This window comes from Kitasatospora griseola (genome assembly GCF_044999035.1).
In the GTDB taxonomy this organism is placed as follows: Bacteria; Actinomycetota; Actinomycetes; order Streptomycetales; family Streptomycetaceae; genus Kitasatospora; species Kitasatospora griseola.
Map to the genome: position 1 here is coordinate 3,437,786 of NZ_CP173360.1, position 23,418 is coordinate 3,461,203.

Annotated in this window: 25 protein-coding genes; 16 read left to right on the plus strand and 9 right to left on the minus strand. The window is 72.4% G+C overall.

Annotated elements, in window-relative coordinates; all coding sequences use genetic code 11:
• Nucleotide 1: 1 nt before the first annotated feature.
• Nucleotides 2-727 carry a ferritin-like fold-containing protein gene (locus ACI1MP_RS15315; RefSeq protein ID WP_043915923.1) on the minus strand — a complete coding sequence of 242 codons (726 nt, stop codon included), beginning with the start codon at nucleotides 725-727 and terminating at the stop codon, nucleotides 2-4.
• A gap of 581 nt (nucleotides 728-1,308) precedes the next feature.
• Between ACI1MP_RS15315 and ACI1MP_RS15320 the strand changes: the two genes are divergently transcribed.
• From ACI1MP_RS15320 to ACI1MP_RS15335, 4 genes are all read left to right on the plus strand, one after another.
• Nucleotides 1,309-3,744 carry a DEAD/DEAH box helicase gene (locus ACI1MP_RS15320; protein ID WP_404868848.1) on the plus strand — a complete coding sequence of 812 codons (2,436 nt, stop codon included), beginning with the start codon at nucleotides 1,309-1,311 and terminating at the stop codon, nucleotides 3,742-3,744.
• Between the two features lie 186 nt (nucleotides 3,745-3,930).
• Complete coding sequence (locus ACI1MP_RS15325; RefSeq protein WP_380335201.1) at nucleotides 3,931-4,773, plus strand: alpha/beta fold hydrolase; 843 nt, start codon at nucleotides 3,931-3,933, stop codon at nucleotides 4,771-4,773.
• 245 nt (nucleotides 4,774-5,018) lie between these two features.
• Nucleotides 5,019-5,327, plus strand: coding sequence for a hypothetical protein (locus tag ACI1MP_RS15330; RefSeq protein ID WP_404868849.1), 309 nt, complete (start codon nucleotides 5,019-5,021; stop codon nucleotides 5,325-5,327).
• A 614-nt stretch (nucleotides 5,328-5,941) separates the two neighbouring features.
• Nucleotides 5,942-6,241 (plus strand): hypothetical protein, encoded by a 300-nt coding sequence (locus ACI1MP_RS15335; RefSeq protein WP_404868850.1) that lies wholly within the window; start codon nucleotides 5,942-5,944, stop codon nucleotides 6,239-6,241.
• 81 nt (nucleotides 6,242-6,322) lie between these two features.
• On the opposite strand, the gene ACI1MP_RS15340 is transcribed toward ACI1MP_RS15335, so the two are convergent.
• Nucleotides 6,323-7,345, minus strand: coding sequence for a helix-turn-helix domain-containing protein (locus tag ACI1MP_RS15340; RefSeq protein ID WP_404868851.1), 1,023 nt, complete (start codon nucleotides 7,343-7,345; stop codon nucleotides 6,323-6,325).
• 546 nt (nucleotides 7,346-7,891) lie between these two features.
• On the opposite strand from ACI1MP_RS15340, the gene ACI1MP_RS15345 reads away from it, so the two are divergent.
• The 4 genes from ACI1MP_RS15345 to ACI1MP_RS15360 all read left to right on the plus strand — a co-directional run bounded on the left by ACI1MP_RS15345 (nucleotide 7,892) and on the right by ACI1MP_RS15360 (nucleotide 10,514).
• A complete protein-coding gene (locus tag ACI1MP_RS15345; RefSeq protein ID WP_167349416.1) occupies nucleotides 7,892-8,035 on the plus strand; it encodes a hypothetical protein in 144 nt (47 codons plus the stop codon).
• A 247-nt stretch (nucleotides 8,036-8,282) separates the two neighbouring features.
• Complete coding sequence (locus tag ACI1MP_RS15350) at nucleotides 8,283-8,921, plus strand: DUF6758 family protein (RefSeq protein WP_043915920.1); 639 nt, start codon at nucleotides 8,283-8,285, stop codon at nucleotides 8,919-8,921.
• A gap of 68 nt (nucleotides 8,922-8,989) precedes the next feature.
• Complete coding sequence (locus ACI1MP_RS15355; protein WP_380335185.1) at nucleotides 8,990-9,838, plus strand: PHP domain-containing protein; 849 nt, start codon at nucleotides 8,990-8,992, stop codon at nucleotides 9,836-9,838.
• Between the two features lie 55 nt (nucleotides 9,839-9,893).
• Nucleotides 9,894-10,514: a MarC family protein gene (locus ACI1MP_RS15360; RefSeq protein WP_100588889.1), complete on the plus strand. Its 621-nt coding sequence runs from the start codon at nucleotides 9,894-9,896 to the stop codon at nucleotides 10,512-10,514.
• A 15-nt stretch (nucleotides 10,515-10,529) separates the two neighbouring features.
• Here the strand turns inward: ACI1MP_RS15360 and ACI1MP_RS15365 are convergent, their stop codons facing one another.
• Nucleotides 10,530-11,180, minus strand: coding sequence for a suppressor of fused domain protein (locus ACI1MP_RS15365; protein WP_100588888.1), 651 nt, complete (start codon nucleotides 11,178-11,180; stop codon nucleotides 10,530-10,532).
• Nucleotides 11,181-11,620: 440 nt separating this feature from the next.
• Here ACI1MP_RS15365 and corA point away from each other — a divergent pair, with 440 nt between their 5' ends.
• A complete protein-coding gene (corA, locus tag ACI1MP_RS15370) occupies nucleotides 11,621-12,736 on the plus strand; it encodes a magnesium/cobalt transporter CorA (RefSeq protein ID WP_189271056.1) in 1,116 nt (371 codons plus the stop codon).
• 16 nt (nucleotides 12,737-12,752) lie between these two features.
• Here corA and ACI1MP_RS15375 read toward each other — a convergent pair whose 3' ends face one another.
• Nucleotides 12,753-13,673 (minus strand): DMT family transporter, encoded by a 921-nt coding sequence (locus ACI1MP_RS15375; protein ID WP_404868852.1) that lies wholly within the window; start codon nucleotides 13,671-13,673, stop codon nucleotides 12,753-12,755.
• Nucleotides 13,674-13,796: 123 nt separating this feature from the next.
• On the opposite strand from ACI1MP_RS15375, the gene ACI1MP_RS15380 reads away from it, so the two are divergent.
• From ACI1MP_RS15380 to ACI1MP_RS15400, 5 genes are all read left to right on the plus strand, one after another.
• Nucleotides 13,797-14,330 (plus strand): hypothetical protein, encoded by a 534-nt coding sequence (locus tag ACI1MP_RS15380; RefSeq protein WP_380335176.1) that lies wholly within the window; start codon nucleotides 13,797-13,799, stop codon nucleotides 14,328-14,330.
• Nucleotides 14,331-14,456: 126 nt separating this feature from the next.
• Nucleotides 14,457-15,737 (plus strand): magnesium transporter MgtE N-terminal domain-containing protein, encoded by a 1,281-nt coding sequence (locus ACI1MP_RS15385; RefSeq protein ID WP_100588884.1) that lies wholly within the window; start codon nucleotides 14,457-14,459, stop codon nucleotides 15,735-15,737.
• Entirely contained in the window at nucleotides 15,727-16,356 is a 630-nt protein-coding gene (locus ACI1MP_RS15390) for a DUF1003 domain-containing protein (protein ID WP_083462648.1), read from the plus strand. The genes ACI1MP_RS15385 and ACI1MP_RS15390 overlap by 11 nt, the downstream gene beginning before the upstream one ends.
• A 56-nt stretch (nucleotides 16,357-16,412) precedes the next feature.
• Nucleotides 16,413-17,573, plus strand: coding sequence for an Mrp/NBP35 family ATP-binding protein (locus ACI1MP_RS15395; protein WP_043915914.1), 1,161 nt, complete (start codon nucleotides 16,413-16,415; stop codon nucleotides 17,571-17,573).
• A gap of 94 nt (nucleotides 17,574-17,667) precedes the next feature.
• Nucleotides 17,668-18,042 (plus strand): hypothetical protein, encoded by a 375-nt coding sequence (locus ACI1MP_RS15400; protein WP_404868853.1) that lies wholly within the window; start codon nucleotides 17,668-17,670, stop codon nucleotides 18,040-18,042.
• Here ACI1MP_RS15400 and ACI1MP_RS15405 read toward each other — a convergent pair.
• The 4 genes from ACI1MP_RS15405 to sigE all read right to left on the minus strand — a co-directional run bounded on the left by ACI1MP_RS15405 (nucleotide 18,039) and on the right by sigE (nucleotide 20,987).
• The gene (locus ACI1MP_RS15405) at nucleotides 18,039-18,695 is read right to left on the minus strand and encodes a hypothetical protein (RefSeq protein WP_380335168.1); all 657 of its coding nucleotides are present in this window, start codon (nucleotides 18,693-18,695) and stop codon (nucleotides 18,039-18,041) included. The two genes, ACI1MP_RS15400 and ACI1MP_RS15405, sit on opposite strands and share 4 nt — an antisense overlap.
• A 209-nt stretch (nucleotides 18,696-18,904) precedes the next feature.
• On the minus strand, nucleotides 18,905-19,327 hold the full coding sequence (locus ACI1MP_RS15410) for a sec-independent translocase (protein WP_043915911.1): 423 nt from the start codon (nucleotides 19,325-19,327) through the stop codon (nucleotides 18,905-18,907).
• A 131-nt stretch (nucleotides 19,328-19,458) separates the two neighbouring features.
• Nucleotides 19,459-20,283 carry a zf-HC2 domain-containing protein gene (locus ACI1MP_RS15415; RefSeq protein WP_404868854.1) on the minus strand — a complete coding sequence of 275 codons (825 nt, stop codon included), beginning with the start codon at nucleotides 20,281-20,283 and terminating at the stop codon, nucleotides 19,459-19,461.
• Nucleotides 20,280-20,987, minus strand: a complete 708-nt coding sequence (gene sigE, locus ACI1MP_RS15420; protein ID WP_100588914.1) for an RNA polymerase sigma factor SigE — start codon at nucleotides 20,985-20,987, stop codon at nucleotides 20,280-20,282. The genes ACI1MP_RS15415 and sigE overlap by 4 nt, the downstream gene beginning before the upstream one ends.
• Nucleotides 20,988-21,234: 247 nt before the next feature.
• On the opposite strand from sigE, the gene ACI1MP_RS15425 reads away from it, so the two are divergent.
• Nucleotides 21,235-21,912 (plus strand): O-methyltransferase, encoded by a 678-nt coding sequence (locus ACI1MP_RS15425; protein ID WP_369880584.1) that lies wholly within the window; start codon nucleotides 21,235-21,237, stop codon nucleotides 21,910-21,912.
• A gap of 101 nt (nucleotides 21,913-22,013) precedes the next feature.
• Here ACI1MP_RS15425 and ACI1MP_RS15430 read toward each other — a convergent pair whose 3' ends face one another.
• The gene (locus ACI1MP_RS15430; protein WP_014137929.1) at nucleotides 22,014-22,181 is read right to left on the minus strand and encodes a DUF3117 domain-containing protein; all 168 of its coding nucleotides are present in this window, start codon (nucleotides 22,179-22,181) and stop codon (nucleotides 22,014-22,016) included.
• A 292-nt stretch (nucleotides 22,182-22,473) separates the two neighbouring features.
• Between ACI1MP_RS15430 and ACI1MP_RS15435 the strand changes: the two genes are divergently transcribed.
• Nucleotides 22,474-23,274, plus strand: coding sequence for an enoyl-CoA hydratase/isomerase family protein (locus ACI1MP_RS15435; RefSeq protein WP_380335163.1), 801 nt, complete (start codon nucleotides 22,474-22,476; stop codon nucleotides 23,272-23,274).
• The last annotated feature ends 144 nt before the right edge of the window (nucleotides 23,275-23,418 follow it).

Below are 23,418 nucleotides of genomic sequence, written 5' to 3' on the forward strand. Positions count from 1 at the left end.
CTCAGGACGCCAGGCCGAGCGCCGCCATCCGCTTGGTGTGGGTCTCGGTGATCCGGTTGAACATCTTGCCGACCTCGACCAGGTCGAAGCCGCGCACGTGCGCGCCGCCGACCAGCAGGTTGGACAGCGCGTCCCGCTCGGCGACCACCCGCTGCGCCTGGCTGAGCGCCTCGCCCATCAGCCGGCGTCCCCACAGCGCGAGCCGCCCGCCGACCCGCGGGTCCTCCTCGATCGCCTGCCGCACCCGCTCCACCGCGAACTCGGCGTGCCCGGTGTCGGCCATCACCCGCAGCACCAGGTCCCGGGTGTCGTCGTCCAGCCGGACCGCCACCTCGCGGTAGAAGTCGGTCGCGATGGCGTCGCCGACGTACGCCTTGACCAGGCCCTCCAGCCAGTCGGACGGCGCGGTCATCCGGTGGAAGGCCTCCAGCGGCTCGACGAACGGCTCCATCACCGCGACCGGGTCGGCGCCCACCTCGGCCAGCCGGTCGTGCAGCAGCTGGTAGTGCTGGAACTCGGCGGAGGCCATCCGGGCCAGCGCGGCCTTCTCCGCGATGCCGGGCGCGAACTTGGCGTCCTCGGCGAGCCGCTCGAAGGCGCTCAGCTCGCCGTACGCGAGCGCGCCCAGCAGGTCGAGCACCGCCGCGCGGTACTGCGGGTCGGCGGCCCGGGCCGCCCAGGGCCCGATCGAGTCGGTGATCCCGTCACCGGGTTCCTGAGTCTCCATGGCATCCGACCTTAGTGGTCCCGACGGGTCCGAGGACCGTCCGCGGCCGTCCCGCCAGCCCGGCACGGCCGGTCGGAGTATTCGCCGTCACGTGTTCGAGTCGTCGCTTGACTGTATGGTAGGTAGCGAGGCCAGGTGTGAACCCGCGCGGCCCGTCCGTTCATCGGCAGGCCGCGCAGTCGTGCCCGGCGGCGTTCCGCCGCCCGGTACACCGCATCCGGCGCTCACGTACGCGGATGCCCGGTCGGAGAGCCGATCGGCTCCGACCTGGCCCGAGCCTCGGGCCCAGGCACCGCATCAGGCCGAGCGAGGGCCGCCGCGGACCGCGCCAGGACGCGCCGGGCCGCACGACCCCGTCAACGGGACGCCCTCCCCCGCGCCGCCCGCCCGACGCGCCCCTCACCGGGCAGCGCGGGCACGGCAGGACGCGCTCGAACTCGGCCCCTCCACATGGAAGAGGCAGCACCCTGTCCACCACCGGCGAACCCATCAAGACGACCTTCCGGGACCTCGGCATCCTCCCGGAGACCGCCGAGGCCCTGGAGGCGGTCGGCATCGTCCACCCCTTCCCGATCCAGGAGATGACCCTCCCGGTCGCGCTGACCGGCCACGACGTCATCGGCCAGGCCAAGACCGGCACCGGAAAGACCCTGGGCTTCGGCCTCCCGCTGATCGAGCGCGTCGTGGTCAAGGCCGACGTCGCCGCCGGCCGGGCCACCGCCGAGCAGCTCACCGAGAGCCCGCAGGCGCTCATCGTGGTGCCCACCCGCGAGCTGTGCACCCAGGTCACCAACGACCTGCAGACCGCCGGCAAGGTCCGCAACGTCCGCGTCCTCGCCGTGTACGGCGGCCGCGCCTACGAACCGCAGGTCGAGGCCCTGAAGAAGGGCGTCGACATCGTCGTCGGCACCCCCGGCCGCCTGCTCGACCTGGCCGGCCAGCGCAAGCTCGACCTGTCCCAGGTCCGCGCGCTGGTGCTGGACGAGGCCGACGAGATGCTCGACCTCGGCTTCCTGCCCGACGTCGAGAAGATCATCACCATGCTGCCCGCCAAGCGGCAGACCCTGCTCTTCTCCGCCACCATGCCCGGCCAGGTCATCTCGCTGGCCCGCCGGTACATGAGCCAGCCCACCCACATCCGGGCCGCCGCGCCGGACGACACCGGCACCACCGTCGCCAACATCGAGCAGCACATCTTCCGTGCCCACTCGCTCGACAAGGTCGAGATGGTCTCCCGGATCCTGCAGGCCGACGGCCGCGGCCTGGCGATGATCTTCTGCCGCACCAAGCGCACCGCCGCCGACGTCGCCGACCAGCTCACCAAGCGCGGCTTCGCGGCCGGCGCGGTGCACGGCGACCTCGGCCAGGGCGCCCGCGAGCAGGCGCTGCGCGCCTTCCGCAACGGCAAGGTCGACGTCCTGGTCTGCACCGACGTCGCCGCCCGCGGCATCGACGTCGAAGGCGTCACCCACGTCATCAACTACCAGTGCACCGACGACGAGAAGACCTACCTGCACCGGATCGGCCGCACCGGCCGGGCCGGCGCCTCCGGCACCGCCGTCACCCTGGTCGACTGGGACGACATCCCGCGCTGGCAGCTCATCAACAAGGCGCTGGACCTGCCGTTCAACGACCCGGAGGAGACCTACTCCACCTCCCCGCACCTGTACGAGCTGCTCCGCATCGCCCCCGGCACCAAGGGCATCCTGCCCCGCTCCGAGCGCACCCGGGCCGGCCTGGCCGCCGAAGAGGTCGAGGACCTCGGCGAGACCGGCGGCCGCGGCCAGCGCACCGGCCGCACCGGCGGCGGACGCGGCGGACGGGGCGCTGCCGCCCCCGAGACCCCGGCTCCCGCCGAGCGTCCGGCCCGCCGCAACCGCGAGCGTCGCCGCACCCGCGGCGGCAGCTCCGCCGCCGCCGGCACCGCCACCCCGGCCCTGCCGACCACCGAGCAGCCCGCCGCCGCCCCGGCCGCTCCCGGTGAGGGCCGCAGCTCGCGCCGCCGCAACCGCAACCGTCGCAACTCCGCCGCCGCACCCGCCGTGGTCGAGACGACCGTGGTCGAGACGGCCATGGTCGAGGCCGCTCCGGCTCCGGTGATCGACGCCGCCCCGGCGGTCGTCGTGGAGCCGGTCGTCGAGACCGGGACCCCTGCGGTCCGGACTCCGCGCAAGCGCACCCGCAAGGCCCCGGCCACCGCCCCGGCGGCTGCCGAGGTCGTCGCCGAGGTCGTCGTCGAGACCGCGGTGGAGCCCGTCGCCGAGACCCCGGCCGCCCGCACCCCGCGCAAGCGCACCCGCAAGGCCGCCGCCCCGGCGGTCGAGACGGTCACCGAGACCGTCGTCGAGACGGTTGCCCCGGCGGTCGTCGCGGAGCCGGTCGCCGAGACCCCGCGCAAGCGCACCCGCAAGGCCCCGGCCGCGCCGGTCGCCGAGGTGGCCGTGGAGACGGTGGAGGCCCCGGCGCCGCGCAAGCGGGTGACCAAGAAGGCTGCCGCAGCCGTCGAGGTCGTCGCCGAGGAGGCCGCGCCGGCCCCGCGCAAGCGCGCCACCAAGAAGGCTGCCGCCGCTGTCGTCGAGACCCCGACCGAGGAGGCCCCGGCGCCGCGCAAGCGGGTGACCAAGAAGGCTGCCGCAGCCGTCGAGGTCGCCACCGAGGAAACCGCGCCGGCCCCGCGCAAGCGCGCAACCAAGAAGGCTGCGGCCGTCGAAGCCTCGGCAGAGGAGATCCCGGCGCCGCGCAAGCGGGTGACCAAGAAGGCTGCCGCAGCCGTCGAGGTCGCCGCCGAGGAAGCCGCGCCGGCCCCGCGCAAGCGCGCAACCAAGAAGGCTGCGGCCGTCGAAGCCTCGGCAGAGGAGGCCCCGGCGCCGCGCAAGCGGGTGACCAAGAAGGCTGCCGCAGCCGTCGAGGTCGTCGCCGAGGAAGCCGCACCGGCCCCGCGCAAGCGCGCTGCCAAGAAGGTCGCGGTCGAGGAGATCCCGGCCCCGCGCCGGACCCGCAAGACCGTGGAGCAGTAACCGCACCACCCTCATGCCGCCGGGGAGGGCTCGACCACCACCAGGTCGCGCCCTCCCCGGCGGCATTTCCGCCCCCCGCTCGACCCCACCTCTCGGCGTTTCCCCCGCTCCGCGCACGTCAGCCGGATTCGTGCTGCGTAGGGTGGCCCCGGGTTGTCGGGTGATCTGGTCGGAGGGCACGGAGATATGAGTACGCCGCCGTTCTTGAAGCTGCCGGGATGTGTGCGGCCGGTCCGGATGGGTGGTCTGGCGACCCTGTGGGGGGAGCCGACCGACGCCGTGCGGGGGACGGCCCTGCTGGTCCCCGGGTTCACCGGGAGCAAGGAGGACTTCATCGCCCTGCTGGAGCCGCTGGCCGGCGCCGGGTTCCGGACGGTCGCGCTGGACCAGCGCGGTCAGTACGAGTCGGACGGCCCGGACGACCCGCAGGCGTACACGGTGCGGGCGCTGGGTGCGGACGTCCTGGCACTGTCCGCGGAACTGAAGGCCGAGGGCGGGCCGCTGCACCTGCTGGGGCACTCGTTCGGCGGCCAGGTGGTGCGGGAGGCGGTCCTGTCCGCACCCGACGAGTTGCCGTGGGAGACGCTGACCCTGATGTCGACGGGCCCGGCCGCGATCGACCCGGCGGAGGCGGCGCGGACGGCGCTGCTGCTCGACGCGCTGGAGTCGATGGACCTGGAGTCGATCTGGCAGGTGATGCGACAGATGGAGGGCGAGCGGGTACCGCCGCTCGACCCGGAGATCGCGGACTTCCTGCACCGTCGCTGGCTGGCGAACCACCCCCAGGCACTGAAGGCGGCAGCCGCGCACCTGATCTCCGCACCGGACCGGGTGGACGAGCTGGCGGCCGTCCGCCTGCCGAAGCTGGTCCTGTCCGGCGAGCGGGACTACGCATGGCCGGTCGAGGAACAGTCCCGAATGGCAGACCGACTGTCCGCCTACCGCCTCACCGTGCCCGGCGCAGGCCACTCCCCGAACGCGGAACGCCCGATCGAGACGGCGGCGGAGCTGGCCGCGTTCTGGTCCTAGGACGCGGTCGCGACCGTCATCCGGCGTCGTTTCCGCACAGCGTCGCGGGTTCTATGCATGACGTCTGATCACCACGGGATTGCTGTCGAACGAGGCACCTTCGGCCTTAGCTTCGTTCGTGAAGGGAGCAGGGCCCGGCGGAATGCAGGGCGCGGCGCGGGCGGCCGGTATCGGCCGTTGTCGTCGCGAATTCCGCCACGGGGCCTGTGACTTCACATCTGCCGTCCCATCCGTGAGGGGAAATCATGCGCAAGATACGCACGTTGGCAGCAGCAGGGGTCGCCGCGGCCACGGTCATGCTCGGTGTGGTGGCCGCGTCCCCGGCGTCAGCCGCTCAGAACTGCACCTCCTGGAACGACAGCGCCACCTACGGGATTTCCTGCTCCCAGTACGACGGCTACAACTCCGTCAGGGCTGTCGCCCTGTGCACCGACGGCAACGTGGTCGCAGGTGCCTGGGTGTGGGTTGGTAGCGGAGCCACGAGCTACGCCTACTGCAGCAGCAGCAACAACTCCGGTTACGTGAGCGGCACCGTCCAGGGTGGCAACCGCTGACCGAGCGTGAAACCACCCCGAGCTGCCGGCGGGCAGCGGAGGGTTCGTCTTGAACCATGAGGGCCGGACGCTGCCGGAACTCCCGTTCGCGGGAGTCCCGGCAGCGTCTTTCGTTGTCCGCCGTCCACTGGGCGGCCGCCGCCTGTGCGTGGTTCTGGTACTCGCGGGGCGTGAGCCCGTAGACGGCTTTGAACGCCCGGGCGAAGTCCGAGGCCCGGGGCATGCCGCAGCGCAAGGCAATGGCCTGGATCGGCAAGTCGTGAACAGCCGGGTCGGCCAAGTCCCGGTCCGAATGCTCTCCATCAGGGCTCTCTGCCGGGCTTTGGGCATCAACGTGTTCTCGACGCCGAGCCCCCGGGCGAGCACGGCCGCCACCAGCCGCCAACCACCCCGCCGGATCTCGTTTCAGCACAGCGTCGCGGGTTCTATGCATGGCGTCTGATCACTGCGGGATTGCTGTCGAGCGAGGCACCTGCGGCCCTAGCCTCGTTCGTGAGGAATGCTGGGCCCGACGGAATACATGGCGCGTGCGGCCGAAATCAGCCGATGTCGTCGCGAATTCCGCCATGAGGCCTGTGACTTCACTTCTGCCATCCCATCTGTGAGGGGGATTCGTGCGCAAGATGCGCACGTTGGCAGCAGCAGGCGTCGCCGCAGCCGCGCTCATGCTCGGAGTGGTGGCCGCGGCCCCGGCGTCGGCCGCTCAGGCCTGCAGCCACTGGCAGGACGATTACACCTACGGGGCCGGCTGCTCCGAGTTCGACGGCGCCAAGTACGTCCAGGCCATGGCTCACTGCGCCAACGGCGAGACCGTCTACGGGAGCTGGGCCGTGATCGGCAGCGGGAACCTGAGCTACGCCTACTGCAGCAGCTGGGGATCCAAGCTCTCGTGGGGCGAATACCGGGTGATGTGACCGAGCGTGATCCCGCCCCGAGCTGCCGGCGGGCAGCAGCGGGTTCGCCTTGAACCATGAGGGCCGGACGCTGTCCGCCGCCTACTCGACGACAGCCGCCGCCAGCGCCCGGTTCCGGTGCTCGCGGGGCGTGAGCCCGTGCGCGGCTTTGAACGCGCGGGCGAAGTCCGAGGCCCGGGGCATGCCGCAGCGCAAGGCAACGGCTTGGATCGGCAGGGCGTGAAGAGCCGGGTCGGCCAGGTCCCGGTATGCCTTCTTGAGGCGTTGGCCACGGATGAACGCGGCGACGGTCTCGCCCTGGGAGTGGCGGGTGAAGAGGCTGTGCAGGTGGCTGAGCGAGAGGTTGTGGGCGGCGGCGATCACGGGCGGTGACAGGTCCGGGTCCTGAAGGCGGCCGCAGATGTACGTCCGGACGCCGTCCACCAGGACCTGTTGCCGGGCTTCGGGCGTCAACGCGTTCTCGGCGTCGAGTTCCCGGGCGATCACGGCCGACAGCAGATCGGCCGTCACCATCCCGAGCCTGGATGCCTCGCCCGGCTGGAGCGTGACGGCCTGCCGGCTCAGGCCGATCATGAACTGCGCCAGCAGGGCGCCCGCACCTTCCTGCCCGGACAGCTTCCGGCCGAGCAGGCCGTGCACCCGGTGCGCGGGGATCGGCACCAGCGATGCCGGCAGGTCGATGCCCACACCCTCGACGCGGGGCTGCCCCGAACCGGTGTCGGCGTCGGGGTGGCTCAGGAACCGCGTCTCGTACGGGTGCGAGCTGCTCGTCAGAACCAGGTCCCACGCTCCTACTGCCTCCACCCGGCCTGTCGTGTGGAGACCGACCTGGGCCTCGCCGGCCGTCAGCATGGTGAGGTGGTACAGCCCTTCGTCCGAATGTCGGATCATCCGTTCGGTCCGCCGGACCCGTACCGGCGGGCACGATGTCCAGCCGAAGGTCACCGGCCCCAGTTCGTGCCGGAGCGACTGCGCCGTGAAGGTGCTGCGGTCGTCACTGGTCATGTCGGCGGCCCACCTGCACCCCCACATGCGCCAGTGCTCGAAACAGCATTCCCCGGACATTTCGTCGCCCGCGGGCGCACTTTCCACCATGACCGACATCTCCGACCCCCATCGGTTTCCCCTACCGAACTCCGCGAAGCACTCCAGAGATCATCGACATTTTGTATGGACACTGCCAAGTAGCCGTTCGGCCACCTTTCGCACACCCACGACCCCCGCCGGGCCATCGCGTCGCATCGATTTGGCATCGGATCCGGGCCACTCGCAGGCATCTTGACGATCAGTCAGAAGTCGACCCCGGTTTTCGGGCGACAAGGATCGTTAGCTCGGGTAATATTTGACTCAGTCCGCAATCAGAACCGTACGACGGCCGCACCCTCCTCCGGCCGTCGAAACGACGGATTTACCCGCGGGCAACCGCCGGGTAGCAGCGTCGCGGCACAGTGAGTCGTCGAGGCATCGTCGCCTCGCCCCGCAGTGCCGCACAGCAAGTGCCGCTGAAGAAGTCCTGCTTGAGAGTGGGGGGAGCGACTGGTGACTGCACCTGCCGGACGTCCGACCCAGCCAGTGCCGACGGGCCATCGCGCGATGGCCTACCGCCGGCCGAGTCCGCCTCGGAGCCCGAGGACGGGAAGGGAGAGGCCCATGCGTTTCGAGATCCTCCGCCTGGATCACGCGGGAGCGGAGACCGATCGGCTGATCGCCGATGCGGCGACCGTCTCGGAGTACCTGAAGACCGCCGCGCAAACCGGCGAACGTCTTTACATTCGGCCGTGCAAGGCCGTGTGACCGGGCGCGGGCGAGCCGCTGAGCCGTCCGACGTTCCGATACCCGGCTGACGCCCCGTCACCGCAGGAGACCCCTGAGGCGACGGGGCGTCAGTGTGTTCGGGGGCCGCGACCTGCGGGGGTTTGGCGCCGGTTCGACCGGGACATGACCCTGCCGGACCCGGGCCGTCGCCGGGGCGGCTCGTGGCGGACTCCTTACGGGTGATCGTCCTTGACGCAGCAGTCCGGAGGGAGGACCGTTGTCGGTTATGAGGGGCGAGCCAAGCTGTCCGCGGTGTGCCGGTCGGGTCCGCGCCCCCGGTCTCTTCTCCGACACCTGGCAGTGCGACCGGCACGGTGCGGTGCACCCGATGCAGCCGGTGCTGCCCCCCAGTGTCGAGGCGTTGAACGTCGCCGTGAACCGCTCGCAGGTCCCCGTCTGGATGCCCTGGCCGCTGCCGGTCGGCTGGCTGTTCACCGGGATCGCGCACGCGGGTGACGACCTGTCAGGAGCCCGCGCCACCGCCGTCGCCTGCTCGGGGCCGGCGCCGCTCGGCGGGTTCGGCGAACTGGTGCTGGTGGCCGAGGAGCTGGGCATCGGCCTCGGCGCCCGCTACGCGGGGCTGGACGGGCCGGACCCGGGCGAGTCGGTGGCGCTGTACAAGCCCGCGGACGCCAAGCTGATGGCGGCCGGCCGGCCGACCCCGATGTTCCACGTCCCGGGCGCCCCGGACGACCGGGCGGTGTACGTCGGCGAGGCGCGCGGCCTGTGGCTGTGGGCGATCGCCTGGCCCGAGCAGTCGGCGCTGCTGATGCACGACGAACTGGTGCTGACGGACCTGCGCGACGCGGGCGCCGAACTCGGCCTGCTGCCCTGCGGGGCGCTCTCCCCGCGCCTGCTGGGCTAGGGCCTGTCGGACCCCGGGCCTGTCAGGCCCTGGAGACTCCGCGCCGACCGCTCCCTATCCTGGGCGGCATGCGTATCGATCTGCACACCCACAGCAATGCCTCGGACGGCACCGACTCCCCGGCCGAACTGGTCGCCAACGCGGTGGCCGCGGGCCTGGACGTGGTGGCGCTGACCGACCACGACACGGTGGCGGGGTACGGCGAGGCGACGGCCGCAGTGGCCGGGACGGGGCTGACCCTGGTGCCGGGCGCCGAACTCTCCTGCCAGGTGGACGGGATCAGCATGCACATGCTGGCGTACCTGTTCGACCCGGCGGAGCCGGCGTTCGCGGCCGAGCGGGAGCTGGTGCGCACCGACCGGTTCCGCCGCGGGCGGGCGATCGTGGAGCGCTGCCGGGAACTCGGCGCGCCGATCAGCTGGGAGCAGGTGCAGCGGATCGCCGGGGCCGGCTCGGTGGGCCGTCCGCACATCGCGTCGGCTCTGGTGGAGGCGGGCGTGGTGGCGAGCGTCTCGGACGCGTTCACGGCCGAGTGGCTGGCCAACGAGGGGAGGGCGGACGTTCCCAAGCACGAGACCGACCCGGCGCTCGCGGTGCGGCTCGTGCGGGGGGCGGGGGGCGTACCGGTTTTCGCTCACCCCGGAGCGGTCAAGCGCGGCCGGACGGTGTCGGACCGGGTGATCGCCGACCTGGCGGCGGCCGGGCTGGCCGGGCTGGAGATCGACCACACCGACCACGACGAATCGACCCGCTCCCGACTTCGCGAATTGGCAAGGGAGTTGGGGCTGCTGGTGACGGGCTCCAGCGACTACCACGGCAGCCGCAAGACCGTCCGGCTGGGCGAGTTCACCACCGACCCGGCGGTGTACGAAGCACTGGTGGCACAGGCGACCGGAGCCAAGCCCATCACCGGCTGAGACACCCCGGCGCGTCCCATCGCACCCGAACGACCCGAGCGCCCACAATCCCGCCATGAACGACGCCATCGACGGCAAGGTCTTCGGCTCACTGTTCGTCACGCTGTTCGTGATCATGGATCCACCGGGCATCATGCCGATCTTCCTGGCGCTCACCTCGGGCCGGACGCACAAGGCACAGCGCCGGATGGCCTGGCAGGCCACCGTGGTGGCGCTCGGGGTGATCACCTGCTTCGGACTGTTCGGGCACCAGATCCTCGACTACCTGCACGTGTCGATCCCGGCGCTCCAGGTCTCCGGCGGGGTCCTGCTGCTGCTGATCGCACTCGACCTGCTGACCGGCCGGATCGAGGAACCCACGCAGACCAAGGACGTCAACGTCGCCCTGGTCCCGCTCGGCACCCCGTTGCTGGCCGGGCCGGGGGCGATCGTCGCGGTCATCCTGGCCGTGCAGCAGGCCAGGACCGGGACGCAGCACCTGGCGCTCTGGTCGGCGATCGTGGTCATGCACGTGCTGCTCTGGCTGACCATGCGGTTCTCGCTGTCGATCATCCGGGTGATCAAGGACGGCGGCGTGGTGCTGATCACCCGGCTGTCCGGCCTGCTGCTGTCCGCGATCGCGGCGCAGCTGGTGGCCAACGGGGTGTTCGGCTTCATCGAGGGCCGTCCCAAGTGACGGGCCGGCCGGGAGTCAGTCCAGCGGGACGCCGCGGCGGTTCGGGTCGCGCAGGTCGGTGCCGTGCTTCAGCCACCGCTCCTCCAGCGCGCCCGCGCCCTGGACGCGCTTGAACGCGGCCTCGTTGGGCGTCATCGGCAGCAGCGGCAGGAAGCGCACCGCCTCGGCGGGGGCCGGGAGTTCGAGGTCCTCGACCAGGCCGCCGGGCTCGGCGGCCAGCACCGAGGTGAACGGGGCGCCGGTCCACAGCGGGGAGCCCAGGTCGAGCGAGCCGCCGGGAGCCACCACCAGGCCCTCCACCTGCGGGCTGGCGGCGAACACCACCAGCGCCCGGTGCACCTCGTCCCGCCCGCCGCGCACGGTGAGCACCAGCTCGACGCGCGGGCCGCGCACCGGGTCGGCGACCGGCGAGGACGGGTCGGCCATCGGCGCGGCGGCCATGCCGAGCGTCGCGTAGCGGACCAGGCCCTCGGCGTCCGGGCCGAAGCGCAGCACCTCGATCCGGTCCGCGCCGACGAAGGTGACCGCGGCGCGGCCGGAGGGTTCGCCGAAGGTGCTGATCAGCCGGGCCTCGACGGCGGCCAGGACGGTCTGCCGGGTCGGGCCGGCGCCGTGGCCTGCGTCGGGGTCGGAGAAGTCGCCGAAGAGCGGGAAGTCGTGCGCCATGTCGCGACCTTAGCGCGCGCGGCGGCGCACAAGCTTTGGCGCGACCTTTACCCGGCCTACGCCGAACTGCGGCTCCTCGTACGGGGAAGAGCTGTTAATGTGAGCGGTCGGCCTTGTGAATACGAACCAGGGCCGCTACGACGGCCCCCGCGCGGGCCCCGGCGTGGAGGAGGTGGTCACGGTGGACAGCAGTCGACCATGCAGTACCGGCAGCTCTCTCCGGCCCACCCCGGCCCGCCGCCTGCACGGCTGACCTGGGCTCGCACGCAGCGTGGCGTCCGGCCGGGAGAGCACCTTCCCCGGGGTCGAGCCGTCGAAACCCGCCCAGCAACGGTTTTCTGACGCACCATCGGCTCCGGCGTGTCCACCGGTGTTTCCCGCCGTCGTGTTCGCCCTGCCCTGCCTGGGCGCGCGCCGGTCCGGCCCAAGGAGCCCGCGCCATGTCGATGATCAACAACCTGCGCGCCGCAGTCGTCCGTCCGACCCGCCGCCGGACCGGTGACGAGCTCGGACTGCCCCCCGGCACCGCCCCGTCCGCGGTGGTGGACTGCGCCGTCTACCAGCAGGGCAAGCGCATCGGCGAGACGTGCAGCCCGCGCGAGGCCGCCCGGCAGGTGAAGGCGGCCCACCAGAGCGGGCCCGGCTCGTTCAGCTGGATCGGCCTGCACGAGCCCACCGGCGCCGAGTTCGAGGGCATCGCGCAGCGCTTCGGCCTGCACCCGCTGGCGGTCGAGGACGCGGTGCACGCGCACCAGCGCCCCAAGGTCGAGCGATACGACAACATGCTCTTCGCGGTCTTCAAGACCGTCCGCTACATCGAGCACGAGCAGCTCACCCCGACCAGCGAGGTGGTCGAGACCGGCGAACTGATGGTGTTCGCCGGACCGGACTTCGTGATCACCGTCCGGCACGGCGCGCACTCCTCGCTGCGCGCGCTGCGGCTGCGCCTGGAGGCCGACGCCGAGGGCAGCGGCCTGCTCGCCAAGGGCCCGGCGGCGGTGCTGCACGCGATCGCCGACCACGTGGTGGACAACTACCTGCTGGTCGCCGAGCGCCTGCAGAACGACGTGGACGAGATCGAGTACGGCGTGTTCGCCAACCGCGGCGGCAGCGGCGCGGACGTCGGCCGGGTCTACCAGCTCAAGCGCGAGGTGCTGGAGTTCAAGCGCGCCGTCACCCCGCTGCTGCGGCCGATGCTGCAGCTCGCCGAGCCGGTCGCGCGACTCGTCGACCCGGAGATGCAGAAGTACTTCCGGGACGTCGCCGACCACCTGGCCCGGGTCAGCGAGCAGGTGCAGGGCTTCGACGAACTGCTCAACTCGCTGCTCCAGGCCAACCTGGCGCAGGTCTCGGTCGCCCAGAACGAGGACATGCGCAAGATCACCGCCTGGGCGGCGATCTTCGCCGTCCCCACCATGATCACCGGCGTGTACGGCATGAACTTCGAACACATGCCGGAGCTCCAGTGGACCTACGGCTATCCGACCGTGCTCGGGGTGATCGCGACCATCTGCTTCGGCATGTACCGGGGCTTCCGCCGCAACGGCTGGCTGTGAGGTCCCGGGCGGAGCGTCAGCGGCGCTCCGCCCGGGCCACCAGCACCAGGCCCAGCAGGATCAGTCCGACGGCCGGGTAGGCCGCGACCGGCGGCCACTGGCCCAGCCACACCGCCGCGATCAGCGCCGCGCCCGGGGTCTCCAGCAGGATCGCCGTCGAGGTGATCGACGGACCCAGCGTTCGCACCACCCGGTTGCTCAGCGAGTGCCCCAGCAGCTGCGCCGTCACCATCAGCAGGAAGATCTGCCACCACGCGCCGGCCGGCCAGCCCGCCAGTCGGGTGCCCGTCAGCAGACACGCCGCCAGCAGCGCCACCGCGCAGGTCGCGTAGCAGACCAGGGTGTACGCGGTGGTCGACACGGTGCGCCGCACCTCCGCGCCCAGCAGCACGTACCCGGCCGCCGCCGCGCCCGCGCCCAGCGCCAGCCCGTCCCCGAGCAGTGCCCGCGAGGAGACCGACAGGTCCACCCCGGTCAGCACCAGCACGCCCGCGAACGCCAGCCCCACGCCCAGCCACACCAGCCGCGGCGCGCGCACCCCGAACAGCCGCATCAGCAGGATCGTCCACAGCGGAGTGGTCGTCACCAGCGCCGTCGCGGACGCCACCGAGGTCATCCGCAGGCTCGGCATCCACAGCGCGAAGTGCAGCGCCAGCAGCACGCCCGCCGCCATCGCCAGCAGCAGCGCCCGCCGCGAGATCCCGCGCAGCTCGGCCCGGTGCCGCCACAGCGCGTACGGGCCCAGCACCGCCACCGACATGCCGTTGCGCCAGAACGCGATCGCCAGCGCCGGCGCCGCCGTCGCACTGATCAGCGGCGCGGACAGCGAGATGCCCGCGATCGACACCGCCAGCAGCAGCAGGTCGGTACGCGGCAACTGCCCCCGCTGATCAACCACCGCGGGGGCGACGGGGGCGGTCGTGGTGGCGGTGGGCACGGTTCTCCTTCGGCGGACGGGCGACGGGGGCGGGATACACGGTAAGGGCTGTCCGCCCGTCATGGAACTGTCGTCCCGGGGGATGGACCGCCCCCCGGACGGCCAGGCCGTACGCTGTCCGGCATGGAGCGTACGACGACCGCGAGCGCGGCAGACTTCCTCGACCGGGCGCTGGTGGAGGAAGCCGCCAAGAAGTCCGGCCTGCTCTGGGTCCGGCCCGCCGGACAGCCGCACGCCCGCCCGCTCTGGCACGCCTGGCACGACGGCGCCGTGGTCGTCGTCGGCGACGGCGCCGAACAGCCCCTGCACGGCCTCGCCGCCGGCACCCCCGCCGCGCTCACCCTGCGCAGCAAGGACAAGGGCGGCCGCCTGGTCGCCTTCTCCGCCGCCGTCACCGCCGTCGCCCCCGGCACTCCTGCCTGGGACGGCGCCGTCGAGGAACTCAAGGGCAAGCGCCTGAACGCCCCCGACACCGACACCATCGGCGACCGCTGGGCCCGCGAGTCCCGCATCCTGCGCCTGGAACCCACCGGCCCCCTCGCCCCCCACCCCGACGGCTCCCTCGCCGCCGCCCCCGTGCCCACCCCGGTCACCACCCGCAAGCCGATCCCGGCCGGGCTCCCGAAGCTCCTCTTCAAGAAGAAGCGCAGGAGCTGAAGCGCAGGCGAGTGCGAGAACGCGCGCGGGGAACCGCGCGCCCCAGCGGTGCGCCCACCCGCTCCCGCACGCCAACCCCCGCTAAGTTTGGATGGTTATATCCCTTTCCCGGCGGGAGGCAGTCCCATGGCGGGCCCAAGCACCCGGGTCTTCATCTCCCACCTCTCCGGCGTCGCGGTGTTCGACCCGAACGGCGACCAGGTGGGCCGGGTCCGCGACGTGGTGGTCTCGCTCCGTCTCGGCGGCAACCCGCCCAGGGTTCTCGGTCTGGTGGTGGAGGTGATCGGCCGCCGCCGCATCTTCCTGCCGATGACCCGGGTGACCAGCCTGGAGTCCGGCCAGGTGCTCTCCACCGGCCTGCTGAACATGCGTCGGTTCGAGCAGCGCCCGTCGGAGACCCTGGTCCTCGCCGAGCTGCTCGACCGCACCGTCACCCGCACCAAGACCGGCGACGAGGTGACGGTGCTGGACGTCGCGATGGTGCAGACCCGCCTGCGCGAGTGGGAGATCGACAAGGTCTTCGTCCAGGTCGGCCGCCCGAGCAGGCTGCGCAAGGCGAAGGGCGAGCAGCTGCTGCTCAACTGGTCCGCCGTCACCGGTTTCTCGCTCGCCGAGGAGGGCCAGGGCGCGGCCACCCTGCTCGCCACCTTCGAGCAGCTGCGCGCCGCCGACCTGGCGAACGTCATGCACCACCTGTCCGCGAAGCGTCGCGCCGAGGTCGCGGCGGCCCTCGACGACGACCGGCTCGCGGACGTCCTGGAGGAGCTGCCCGAGGACGACCAGGTGGAGATCATCGGCAAGCTGAAGGAGGAACGGGCCGCCGACATCCTGGAGACCATGGACCCGGACGACGCCGCCGACCTGCTGTCCGAGCTGCCCGCCGAGGACGCCGAGCGGCTGCTGCGCCTGATGGAGCCCGCCGAGGCGGCGGAGATGCGGCGGCTGCTCTCCTACGAGGAGGACACCGCGGGCGGTCTGATGACCACCGAGCCGATCGTGCTGGAGCCCGACGCCACGGTCGCGGAGGCGCTCGCCCGGGTGCGGATCTCCGACACCAAGCCGGCGCTGGCCGCGCAGGTGTACGTGTGCCGCCCGCCGAACGAGACCCCGACCGGCACCTACCTGGGCACCGTGCACTTCCAGCGGCTGCTGCGCGAACCCCCGTACACGCTGGTCGGCTCGATCGTGGACGACGACCTCGACCCGCTGCCGCCGGACACCCCGCTGCCGCTGATCACCTCCTACCTGGCCACCTACAACCTGGTGGCGGCGCCGGTGGTCGACGAGGACGACCGCCTGCTGGGCGCGGTCACCGTGGACGACGTGCTGGACCACCTGCTGCCGGACGACTGGCGCGAGGGCTCGGCGCACGGCATCTCCGCCGAGGAGGTGTCCGATGGACAGTGACCGCAAGCGTCAGCACGAGACGCCGGGCCAGCGCATCCAGGGCGAGCTGCGGGAGCTGCGCCAGCTGCGCGAACTGCGCACCCGCGAGCAGCGCGGCCGGCGCGAGGAACGACGCGTCGACTCCCCGTCGTCCCGTTCCCGGCTCGACCAGCCGCGCACCGGCCGCCCGGGCCTGATCCACCTGCCCGCGTGGGACCCGGAGGCGTTCGGGAAGCTCTCCGAGCGGATCGCCCGCTTCCTGGGCACCGGCCGGTTCATCGTCTGGATGACGGTGGTGATCATCGCGTGGGTGGCGTGGAACACCCTGCTGCCGCCCACCGTCCGCTTCGACAACTACCCGTTCATCTTCCTCACCCTGATGCTGTCGCTCCAGGCCTCGTACGCGGCCCCGCTGATCCTGCTCGCGCAGAACCGCCAGGACGACCGCGACCGCGTCAACATGGAGCAGGACCGGGCCCGCAGCGACCGCAACATCGCCGACACCGAGTACCTGACCAGGGAGGTCGCGGCGCTGCGGCAGGGCCTCGGCGAGGTCGCCACGCGCGACTTCATCCGGTCCGAACTGCAGTCGCTGCTCCGGGAGATCGAGGAACGGCGGGAGCCCGCCGACCCGTTGTGACCCGCGGCACGCTACCGGCGAGTCGGGGGCGGGGCGCAGCGCCGTACCATCAACACATGGCCAACGAGACAGAGGTGGCGGCCGGGGTGACGGAGCAGTCCGTCCAGGAAGCCCTGGCGACCGTCCACGACCCGGAGATCAACCGTCCGATCACCGAGATCGGCATGGTGAAGTCCGTCGAGATCGGCGACGGCGGCGCGGTGAAGGTCGCGGTGTACCTCACCGTCTCGGGCTGTCCGATGCGCGAGACGATCACCCAGCGGGTCACCGACGCGGTGTCCGCGGTTCCCGGCGTCACCGCCGTCTCCGTCGAACTCGACGTGATGAGCGACGAGCAGCGCCGCGAGCTCTCCCAGCTGCTCCGCGGCGGCGCCCCGGAGCGGGAGATCCCGTTCGCGAAGCCGGGCACCCTGACCCGGGTGTACGCGGTCGCCTCCGGCAAGGGCGGCGTCGGCAAGTCCTCGGTGACGGTCAACCTGGCGGCGGCGCTGGCCGCGGACGGCCTGAAGGTCGCCGTGGTGGACGCCGACATCTACGGCCACAGCGTGCCCCGCATGCTGGGTGTCGAGGGTCGGCCGACCCAGGTCCAGGACATGATCATGCCGCCGGCGGCGCACGGCGTGAAGGTCATCTCGATCGGCATGTTCACCCCGGGCAACGCCCCGGTGGTGTGGCGCGGCCCGATGCTGCACCGCGCGCTGCAGCAGTTCCTGGCGGACGTGTACTGGGGCGACCTGGACGTCCTGCTGCTCGACCTGCCGCCCGGCACCGGCGACATCGCGATCTCGGTCGCGCAGCTCGTCCCGAACGCCGAGATCCTGATCGTCACCACCCCGCAGATGGCCGCCGCCGAGGTCGCCGAGCGGGCCGGCACCATCGCGCTGCAGACCCACCAGAAGATCGTCGGCGTCATCGAGAACATGTCGGGCATGCCCTGCCCGCACTGCGACGAGATGATCGACGTCTTCGGCACCGGCGGCGGCCAGACCGTCGCCGACGCCCTCACCCGCTCGGTCGGCGCGACCGTCCCGGTGCTCGGCTCCATCCCGATCGACGTCCGCCTCCGCGAGGGCGGCGACGACGGCCGCCCGGTCGTCCTCTCCAACCCCGACTCCCCGGCCGGCGCCGCCCTGCGCACCATCGCCGGCAAGCTCTCCGGCCGCCAGCGCGGCCTCTCGGGCCTCTCCCTGGGCCTGACCCCGAAGAACAAGTTCTGACGGGACCCACAAGCACCGCGAACGGCCCCGGGCGCCCGCCCGGGGCCGTTCGCTTGTCGGGAACCGAAACCGGCGGCCGGGCTGTCCGAGGGGTGTGAACAGAACGGGAATCGGGTGTCTGACAGCGGCCCTGCTGGTGGCGGCGGCGGTGCTGATGGTGTTCAGCGTGTCCGCGACGATCGAGATCGAGGGGCCGCCGGAGTTGAACCCGGGGTTCCACGACAACCGGACGGTCCTTGCGGCAGTGGTCCTCGGCACCGGGCTGTACCTGGCGCTGGCCGGCCTGGTCCTGGGGCTTCACGGCTCGGGCGGGGCGGCGGGCCGGACCGCGGTGGCGATCCTGGTGCTGCCCCTGCTGGCGTTCGGGGTGTTCCGGCTGACGGTGCTGGCCCCGATGCTGGCCTGCGACGGCACCTCGATCGCGCAAGTGGCGCCGGGCAGCTACGACTGCGAGGACATCACCTACTAGCGGCCGTCGTACGACTCCAGGTCGGGGACGGTGGTGAAGCCGATGCCGTACGCGGAGACCGAGCGGCCGTAGGCGCCGATCAGGACGCCGGGGGCCTCGCCGGCCAGTACCCAGCCGTACTCGGACTCGCGGTAGCGGAAGGGCTGCGGCACCCCGTTGACGGGGAGGGTGAGGGAGGACCAGTCGGGACCGTCCAGGTCGTCGGCCAAGTCCCAGGCGAGGGTGGACTGCTGGTCGAGCCAGTGCTGGCGCAGGGTGCGGTCGAGGTTGCCGGGCCAGGTGGCGGCGAGCAGTCCGGCGCCGGCCAGCCAGGCCGCGGAGGACGCGGAGGTGGCTTCCAGGGTGCCGGTGTTGTCGGCGCTGCGGCGGACTTCGCGGCGGGCCACCGTGACCACGACCGCGAAGCGCCGGGTGTCGCGCGGCTCGGGTCCGCGGGCGGGCTCGTCGCCGTGGCCGAGGGTGCCGTAGTCGGGGGTGTCGGACTGCGCGGCGCGCGGGTTCTGGCCGTTGCCGACCTGGCCGAGCCAGCGGCGGCCCGTCCAGCCCTCGTCCAGGCCGTACCAGGCGAAGTCGGCGGCGCGGTAGGCGGCGAGGGGGTCGGCGGCGGGCCGACGCGTGGCGGCGGGGTCTGCGGTCGTTTGCGTGGCGTCCACTGCGGGCCTCCTCGGTTGTGCTCCTGCCACGGGCGGGCTCCATGGTGGCGCACCGCGGCCCCTCCGTCCGGGAAAACCGGGTCGGACACGGCCGAGCGTGACGGACCGCACAGCGCGCGCCCTCCGGGGAGGTAGAGGACACGATAGCGGCGCGAACGACGACGCCCCGCCTGCCGGGCGGGGCGTCGTGGTCGGGCGGGGCCGGTCGGTCAGGTGGCGTCCGGGTCGAACGGCGGACGCTCGCCGACCGCGAGGGCCGGGCCGCTGCTCGCCGGGGCGGCCGGCTTGGAGAAGTCGACGGAGGCGGTCGGAGTGCGCGCCGGCTCGCCGTTCAGCGCGGACTTGATGTCGACGCTGTCCTTGAGGTCCTTCAGCCCGAGCGGGTCCTCGCCGTCGCCGAGCAGCTGCTTGCGGACGAAGGTCTTCGGGTTGAGGTCCTCGAAGTCGAAGTTCTGGAACTCCGGGCCGAGCTCGCTGCGGATGTCCTCCTTCGCGTTGTCCGCGAAGGAGCGGATCTTGCGAATGAAGCCCATGGTGTCCTGGATCAGCTTGGGGAGCTTGTCCGGACCGAAGATCACGATGGCCATGATCGCAATGGTCAGGACCTCGAGTCCGCCTATGTCTCCGAACACCTGAACTCCCAGCACCCGACAACGCTGAACCAAGGGTAAACGCGGGCGGCCGTTCCCCGGTCTCCCCCAGGTGAATCCGTGGTAAAGACCACCCGGGTGACCGACGTCGACGACGTGCCGGTGAAGGCAGGCTAGCGCAGGACCTGCCGCGGGTCACCGGTGGGCGACGGCTGCGGGCTGGCCTGCATCCGGGAACGCATCGGATAGTCCGGGGTGTCCATCTGCTGCTGCGCGTTGACGGGGACGATCGCCCCGCCGATGGGGGTGACGCTGGTGGGCTGCCGGCTGGGGCCGCCCTGACTCGCGCTGAGGCCGCCGACACCGCCGAGCGTGACCGCGGCGACCGAGAACGCCCCGGCGGCGGCGAACACCAGCCGGCGCCCGCGCGCCGGGCTCTGGCGCGGGGTGGGCAGCTCGGCGAGCGCGGCCAGCGGACGCGGCGCGGTGGACGGGCGGGAGCCGAACAGGCCGGCCCGCGGGTCGATCCCGGGTATCGGGGCGTCGGCGCCCAGCGCGCCGCCGCCGAAGCCCGCGCCCCGGCCGAAGGAGCCGCCGGTGAGCCGGCTGCCGCCGAACACGGCACCCGACGGCTCGTCAGGGTCCGATTCGTCCTCGGGCAGCGCGGCCACGGCCATCAGCCGCGCCATCAGCGCCGCGGACGGGCCGGGCATCGCCGCACTGCTGAGCGTCCGCTTGACCGCGCGGGCGCCCTCCGCCTCGGCCAGGCACTCCGGGCAGGTCGCCAGGTGGGCCTGCACCCGCTCGCGGGCGTCGTGGCCGAGTTCGCCGTCCAGGAAGGCGGTGAGGCGGTCGCCGAGATGGTGGTGCTCCTCGGCCGCCGGCTCGACCGGACGGAGCGTCACGGGCCGGAGCTCGGCCGCCGCCGGGGTCTGCTCGCCGCGGCGCAGCGGCGCCCAGCGCGAACGGTCGGCGCGCTCGGGGGCCTGATCGCTCATGACCCCCTCCGGTCGCTTCCGCCCGGTTCGGCGCCGACCGGCACGGGGTCGGCGGAGCCGCCCCGGCGCGAGCGGCCCGCGGCGGCGTTCGGCGCCCGGTGCTTGAGGGCGGCGCGCAGGTGCGAGCGGCCGCGGTGGATCCGGCTGCGGACGGTGCCGAGCTTCACCCCGAGGGTGGCGGCGATCTCCTCGTAGGAGAGGCCCTCGATGTCGCACAGCACCACGGCGGCACGGAACTCCGGGGCGAGGGTGTCCAGCGCCTGCTGCACGTCCGCGTCGAAGTGGGTGTCGCTGAAGTGCTGGGCGGGGCTGGGCTCACGGCTCGCCAGGCGCTCCGCCGCGTCCTCGGCGAGGGCGTCGAAGCGGATCCGCTGGCGACGGCGCACCATGTCCAGGAACAGGTTGGTGGTGATCCGGTGCAGCCAGCCCTCGAACGTGCCGGGGGTGTACGTGGACAGCGAACGGAACACCCGGACGAAGACCTCCTGGGTGAGGTCCTCCGCGTCGTGCTGATTGCCCGTCAGCCGGTAGGCGAGACGGTAGACCCGGGCGCTGTGCGCCTCGACGATCTCCTCCCAGCTGGGCGGCGTCCAGCTCTGCGCGTCGGGCCCCTCCGCGAAGGACGCGAGCGTGCCGGGGGCCTCGGCCACCGAGTCGTCGGCTGCGGTCGACTTGTCCAGGGGGGAGTGCACAGACTGGTTCATCACGGGCTTTGGCGTACGGGCCGACGTGGTGCCGCGGAAGTGCCGCTGCACAGGGACGTCGCCCTCGGCCACACCTCCTCGGTCGGCTCTTCTGCCCAGCAGAGCCACCACCATATCCACCTCACACGTCAAGCCCGGATAAGAGCGGTCGAACAGCGGCCGCCGCAGGTGGTCCGGCCACCCACGACAACTCAACGGCCAGCCGTCGAACGCGGTTCCCGGACGGCCAGTAGTCTGTCGCTGGAATTTGTCGACTTCCATCGACACCGGCGCTCCGGAAGAGGCAGCCATCACCGAGTTCGGGCCCCAGCGAGTGGCCCTCGCCGACACCTACGTCGGCGAGGACGCGGTGCTGACCTACGCCCGGGCGCAGTCGGCCCGCACCGGCATACGCGCGATCGGCCCCAGCGGCGGCGCGGCCCTGCGCCTGCTGGCCGCCGCGCTCGACGCCAAGGCCGTGGTCGAGATCGGCACCGGCACCGGCGTGTCCGGCGTCTACCTGCTGCGCGGCATGCGGCCCGACGGCGTGCTCACCACCGTCGACTCCGAACCCGTCCGCCAGCAGTACGCCCGCGAGGCCTACCTGGCCGCCGGGTTCGCCGCCAACCGGGCCCGCTTCATCCCCGGCCGGGCCCGCGACGTCCTGCCGCGACTCGCCGACGGCCAGTACGACCTGGTGTTCTGCGACGGCGACCCGGCCGACTCCGGCTTCCACCTCACCGAGGCCATGCGGCTGCTCCGGCCGCGCGGCGTGGTCTGCTTCGAAGGCGTCTTCCAGGAGGGCCGGCTCGCCGAACCCGACGTCGACGACCCGCAGACCCGCGCCGTGCGCGACCTGGTCGCCGACATCCGGGAGCAGGGCGACACCCTGCTGCCCGCCCTGCTGCCGGTCAGCGACGGCCTGCTCTGCGCGGTCAAGCGCTGAACCCGGACAGCGGAACGGGCCCGCTCCCCGCAACCGGGGGACCGGGCCCGTCGAACACTCCCGGAGCGACCGGGACGTGCGAGTGTCAGTACCTGCTCGGGTCAGCCGCAGGCCTTCTTCAGAGCCTCGCCCAGAGCATCCGCCTCGTCCGGCGTCAGCTCCACCACCAGGCGCCCGCCCCCTTCGAGCGGAACGCGCATGATGATGCCCCGCCCCTCCTTGGTTACCTCCAGCGGGCCGTCACCCGTCCGCGGCTTCATGGCCGCCATGCTCGTTCCCCTTCCTGCAACCGTTCAGGTACGCACCGGCAGTCCGTCCACCGCCGGTATCGAACGCATTGATCGGAAGCCATTATCCCGCATGCGACCGCTCGATGACCAACATCACTCTCTGCGCCAAGCCTCCCGAACCCGGACCGAAGCGCCGATTACCAGCCGAAAGCCGCATCACGTCGCACTCCGACACGCCCTCCCGGGGTGCGCCACCTCACACTCCCCCACCCGGCCGCACTCCGGCATGCTGTGCCCACGACAGCCCACCGCGACCCGGGAGCCCTCACCGATGTCCGACACCGTGCGCTACCACCGCGACGGCGCCCTCGCCGTCCTCACCATCGACCGCGCCGACGCCATGAACGCCCTCGACGTCGCCACCAAGGTCGCCCTCCGGGACGCCGTCACCACCGCCGCGACCGACCCCGACGTCCGCGCCGTCCTGCTCACCGGCGCCGGTGAGAAGGCCTTCTGCGTGGGCCAGGACCTCAAGGAGCACCTCGGCCACCTGCACCACCAGCAGGAGACCGGCGAGAGCGCGCTGCGCACCGTCGCCGAGCACTACAACCCGCTGGTCCGCGCCCTCGCCGGCATGCGCAAGCCCACCGTCGCCGCCGTCAACGGCATCGCGGCCGGCGCCGGCGCCTCGCTCGCCTTCGCCTGCGACTTCCGGATCGTCGCCGACACCGCCGGCTTCAACACCTCCTTCGCCGGCGTCGCCCTCACCACCGACTCCGGCGCCTCCTGGACCCTCCCCCGCCTGGTCGGCCACGCCCGCGCCACCGAACTCCTCATGCTCCCCCGCACCGTCCGCGCCGACGAGGCCCTCACCCTCGGCCTCGCCACCCGCGTCGTCCCCGCCGCCGAACTCGCCGCCACCGCCCACGAGTTCGCCCTCACCCTCGCCAACGGCCCCACCTTCGCCTACGGCGCGATCAAGGAGTCCCTGGCCTACGCCGCCTCCCACTCCCTCACCGAACTCCTCGACAAGGAAGAGGAGTTGCAGACCGCCGCCGGCAACAGCGAAGACCACCTGATCGCCGTCAACGCCTTCGTCGCCAAGGAAAAGCCCACCTTCGTGGGCAAGTAACTCCCCCACGGCACACCCCACCGGGCTCCACCACAAAACCGCGCCACCGGCAAGAGCCCGAGGCGAAGCCCGAGGCGCCGCTGCAACCCCGTGCCCCGTCAGGGGCGCGGGGAACTGCGCGAAGGGGACGGCACCCTGGGTGAG

What these genes read in the sequence shown, in the direction of transcription:
- ACI1MP_RS15315 (WP_043915923.1), bottom strand. Translation starts at nt 727, where the DNA reads ATGGAGACTCAGGAACCCGGTGACGGGATCACCGACTCGATCGGGCCC.
- ACI1MP_RS15320 (WP_404868848.1), top strand. Translation starts at nt 1,309, where the DNA reads ATGACCCTCCCGGTCGCGCTGACCGGCCACGACGTCATCGGCCAGGCC.
- ACI1MP_RS15325 (WP_380335201.1), top strand. Translation starts at nt 3,931, where the DNA reads ATGAGTACGCCGCCGTTCTTGAAGCTGCCGGGATGTGTGCGGCCGGTC.
- ACI1MP_RS15330 (WP_404868849.1), top strand. Translation starts at nt 5,019, where the DNA reads ATGCGCAAGATACGCACGTTGGCAGCAGCAGGGGTCGCCGCGGCCACG.
- ACI1MP_RS15340 (WP_404868851.1), bottom strand. Translation starts at nt 7,345, where the DNA reads ATGTCGGTCATGGTGGAAAGTGCGCCCGCGGGCGACGAAATGTCCGGG.
- ACI1MP_RS15345 (WP_167349416.1), top strand. Translation starts at nt 7,892, where the DNA reads ATGCGTTTCGAGATCCTCCGCCTGGATCACGCGGGAGCGGAGACCGAT.
- ACI1MP_RS15350 (WP_043915920.1), top strand. Translation starts at nt 8,283, where the DNA reads ATGAGGGGCGAGCCAAGCTGTCCGCGGTGTGCCGGTCGGGTCCGCGCC.
- ACI1MP_RS15355 (WP_380335185.1), top strand. Translation starts at nt 8,990, where the DNA reads ATGCGTATCGATCTGCACACCCACAGCAATGCCTCGGACGGCACCGAC.
- ACI1MP_RS15360 (WP_100588889.1), top strand. Translation starts at nt 9,894, where the DNA reads ATGAACGACGCCATCGACGGCAAGGTCTTCGGCTCACTGTTCGTCACG.
- ACI1MP_RS15365 (WP_100588888.1), bottom strand. Translation starts at nt 11,180, where the DNA reads ATGGCGCACGACTTCCCGCTCTTCGGCGACTTCTCCGACCCCGACGCA.
- corA (WP_189271056.1), top strand. Translation starts at nt 11,621, where the DNA reads ATGTCGATGATCAACAACCTGCGCGCCGCAGTCGTCCGTCCGACCCGC.
- ACI1MP_RS15380 (WP_380335176.1), top strand. Translation starts at nt 13,797, where the DNA reads ATGGAGCGTACGACGACCGCGAGCGCGGCAGACTTCCTCGACCGGGCG.
- ACI1MP_RS15385 (WP_100588884.1), top strand. Translation starts at nt 14,457, where the DNA reads ATGGCGGGCCCAAGCACCCGGGTCTTCATCTCCCACCTCTCCGGCGTC.
- ACI1MP_RS15390 (WP_083462648.1), top strand. Translation starts at nt 15,727, where the DNA reads ATGGACAGTGACCGCAAGCGTCAGCACGAGACGCCGGGCCAGCGCATC.
- ACI1MP_RS15395 (WP_043915914.1), top strand. Translation starts at nt 16,413, where the DNA reads ATGGCCAACGAGACAGAGGTGGCGGCCGGGGTGACGGAGCAGTCCGTC.
- ACI1MP_RS15415 (WP_404868854.1), bottom strand. Translation starts at nt 20,283, where the DNA reads ATGAGCGATCAGGCCCCCGAGCGCGCCGACCGTTCGCGCTGGGCGCCG.
- sigE (WP_100588914.1), bottom strand. Translation starts at nt 20,987, where the DNA reads ATGAACCAGTCTGTGCACTCCCCCCTGGACAAGTCGACCGCAGCCGAC.
- ACI1MP_RS15430 (WP_014137929.1), bottom strand. Translation starts at nt 22,181, where the DNA reads ATGGCGGCCATGAAGCCGCGGACGGGTGACGGCCCGCTGGAGGTAACC.
- ACI1MP_RS15435 (WP_380335163.1), top strand. Translation starts at nt 22,474, where the DNA reads ATGTCCGACACCGTGCGCTACCACCGCGACGGCGCCCTCGCCGTCCTC.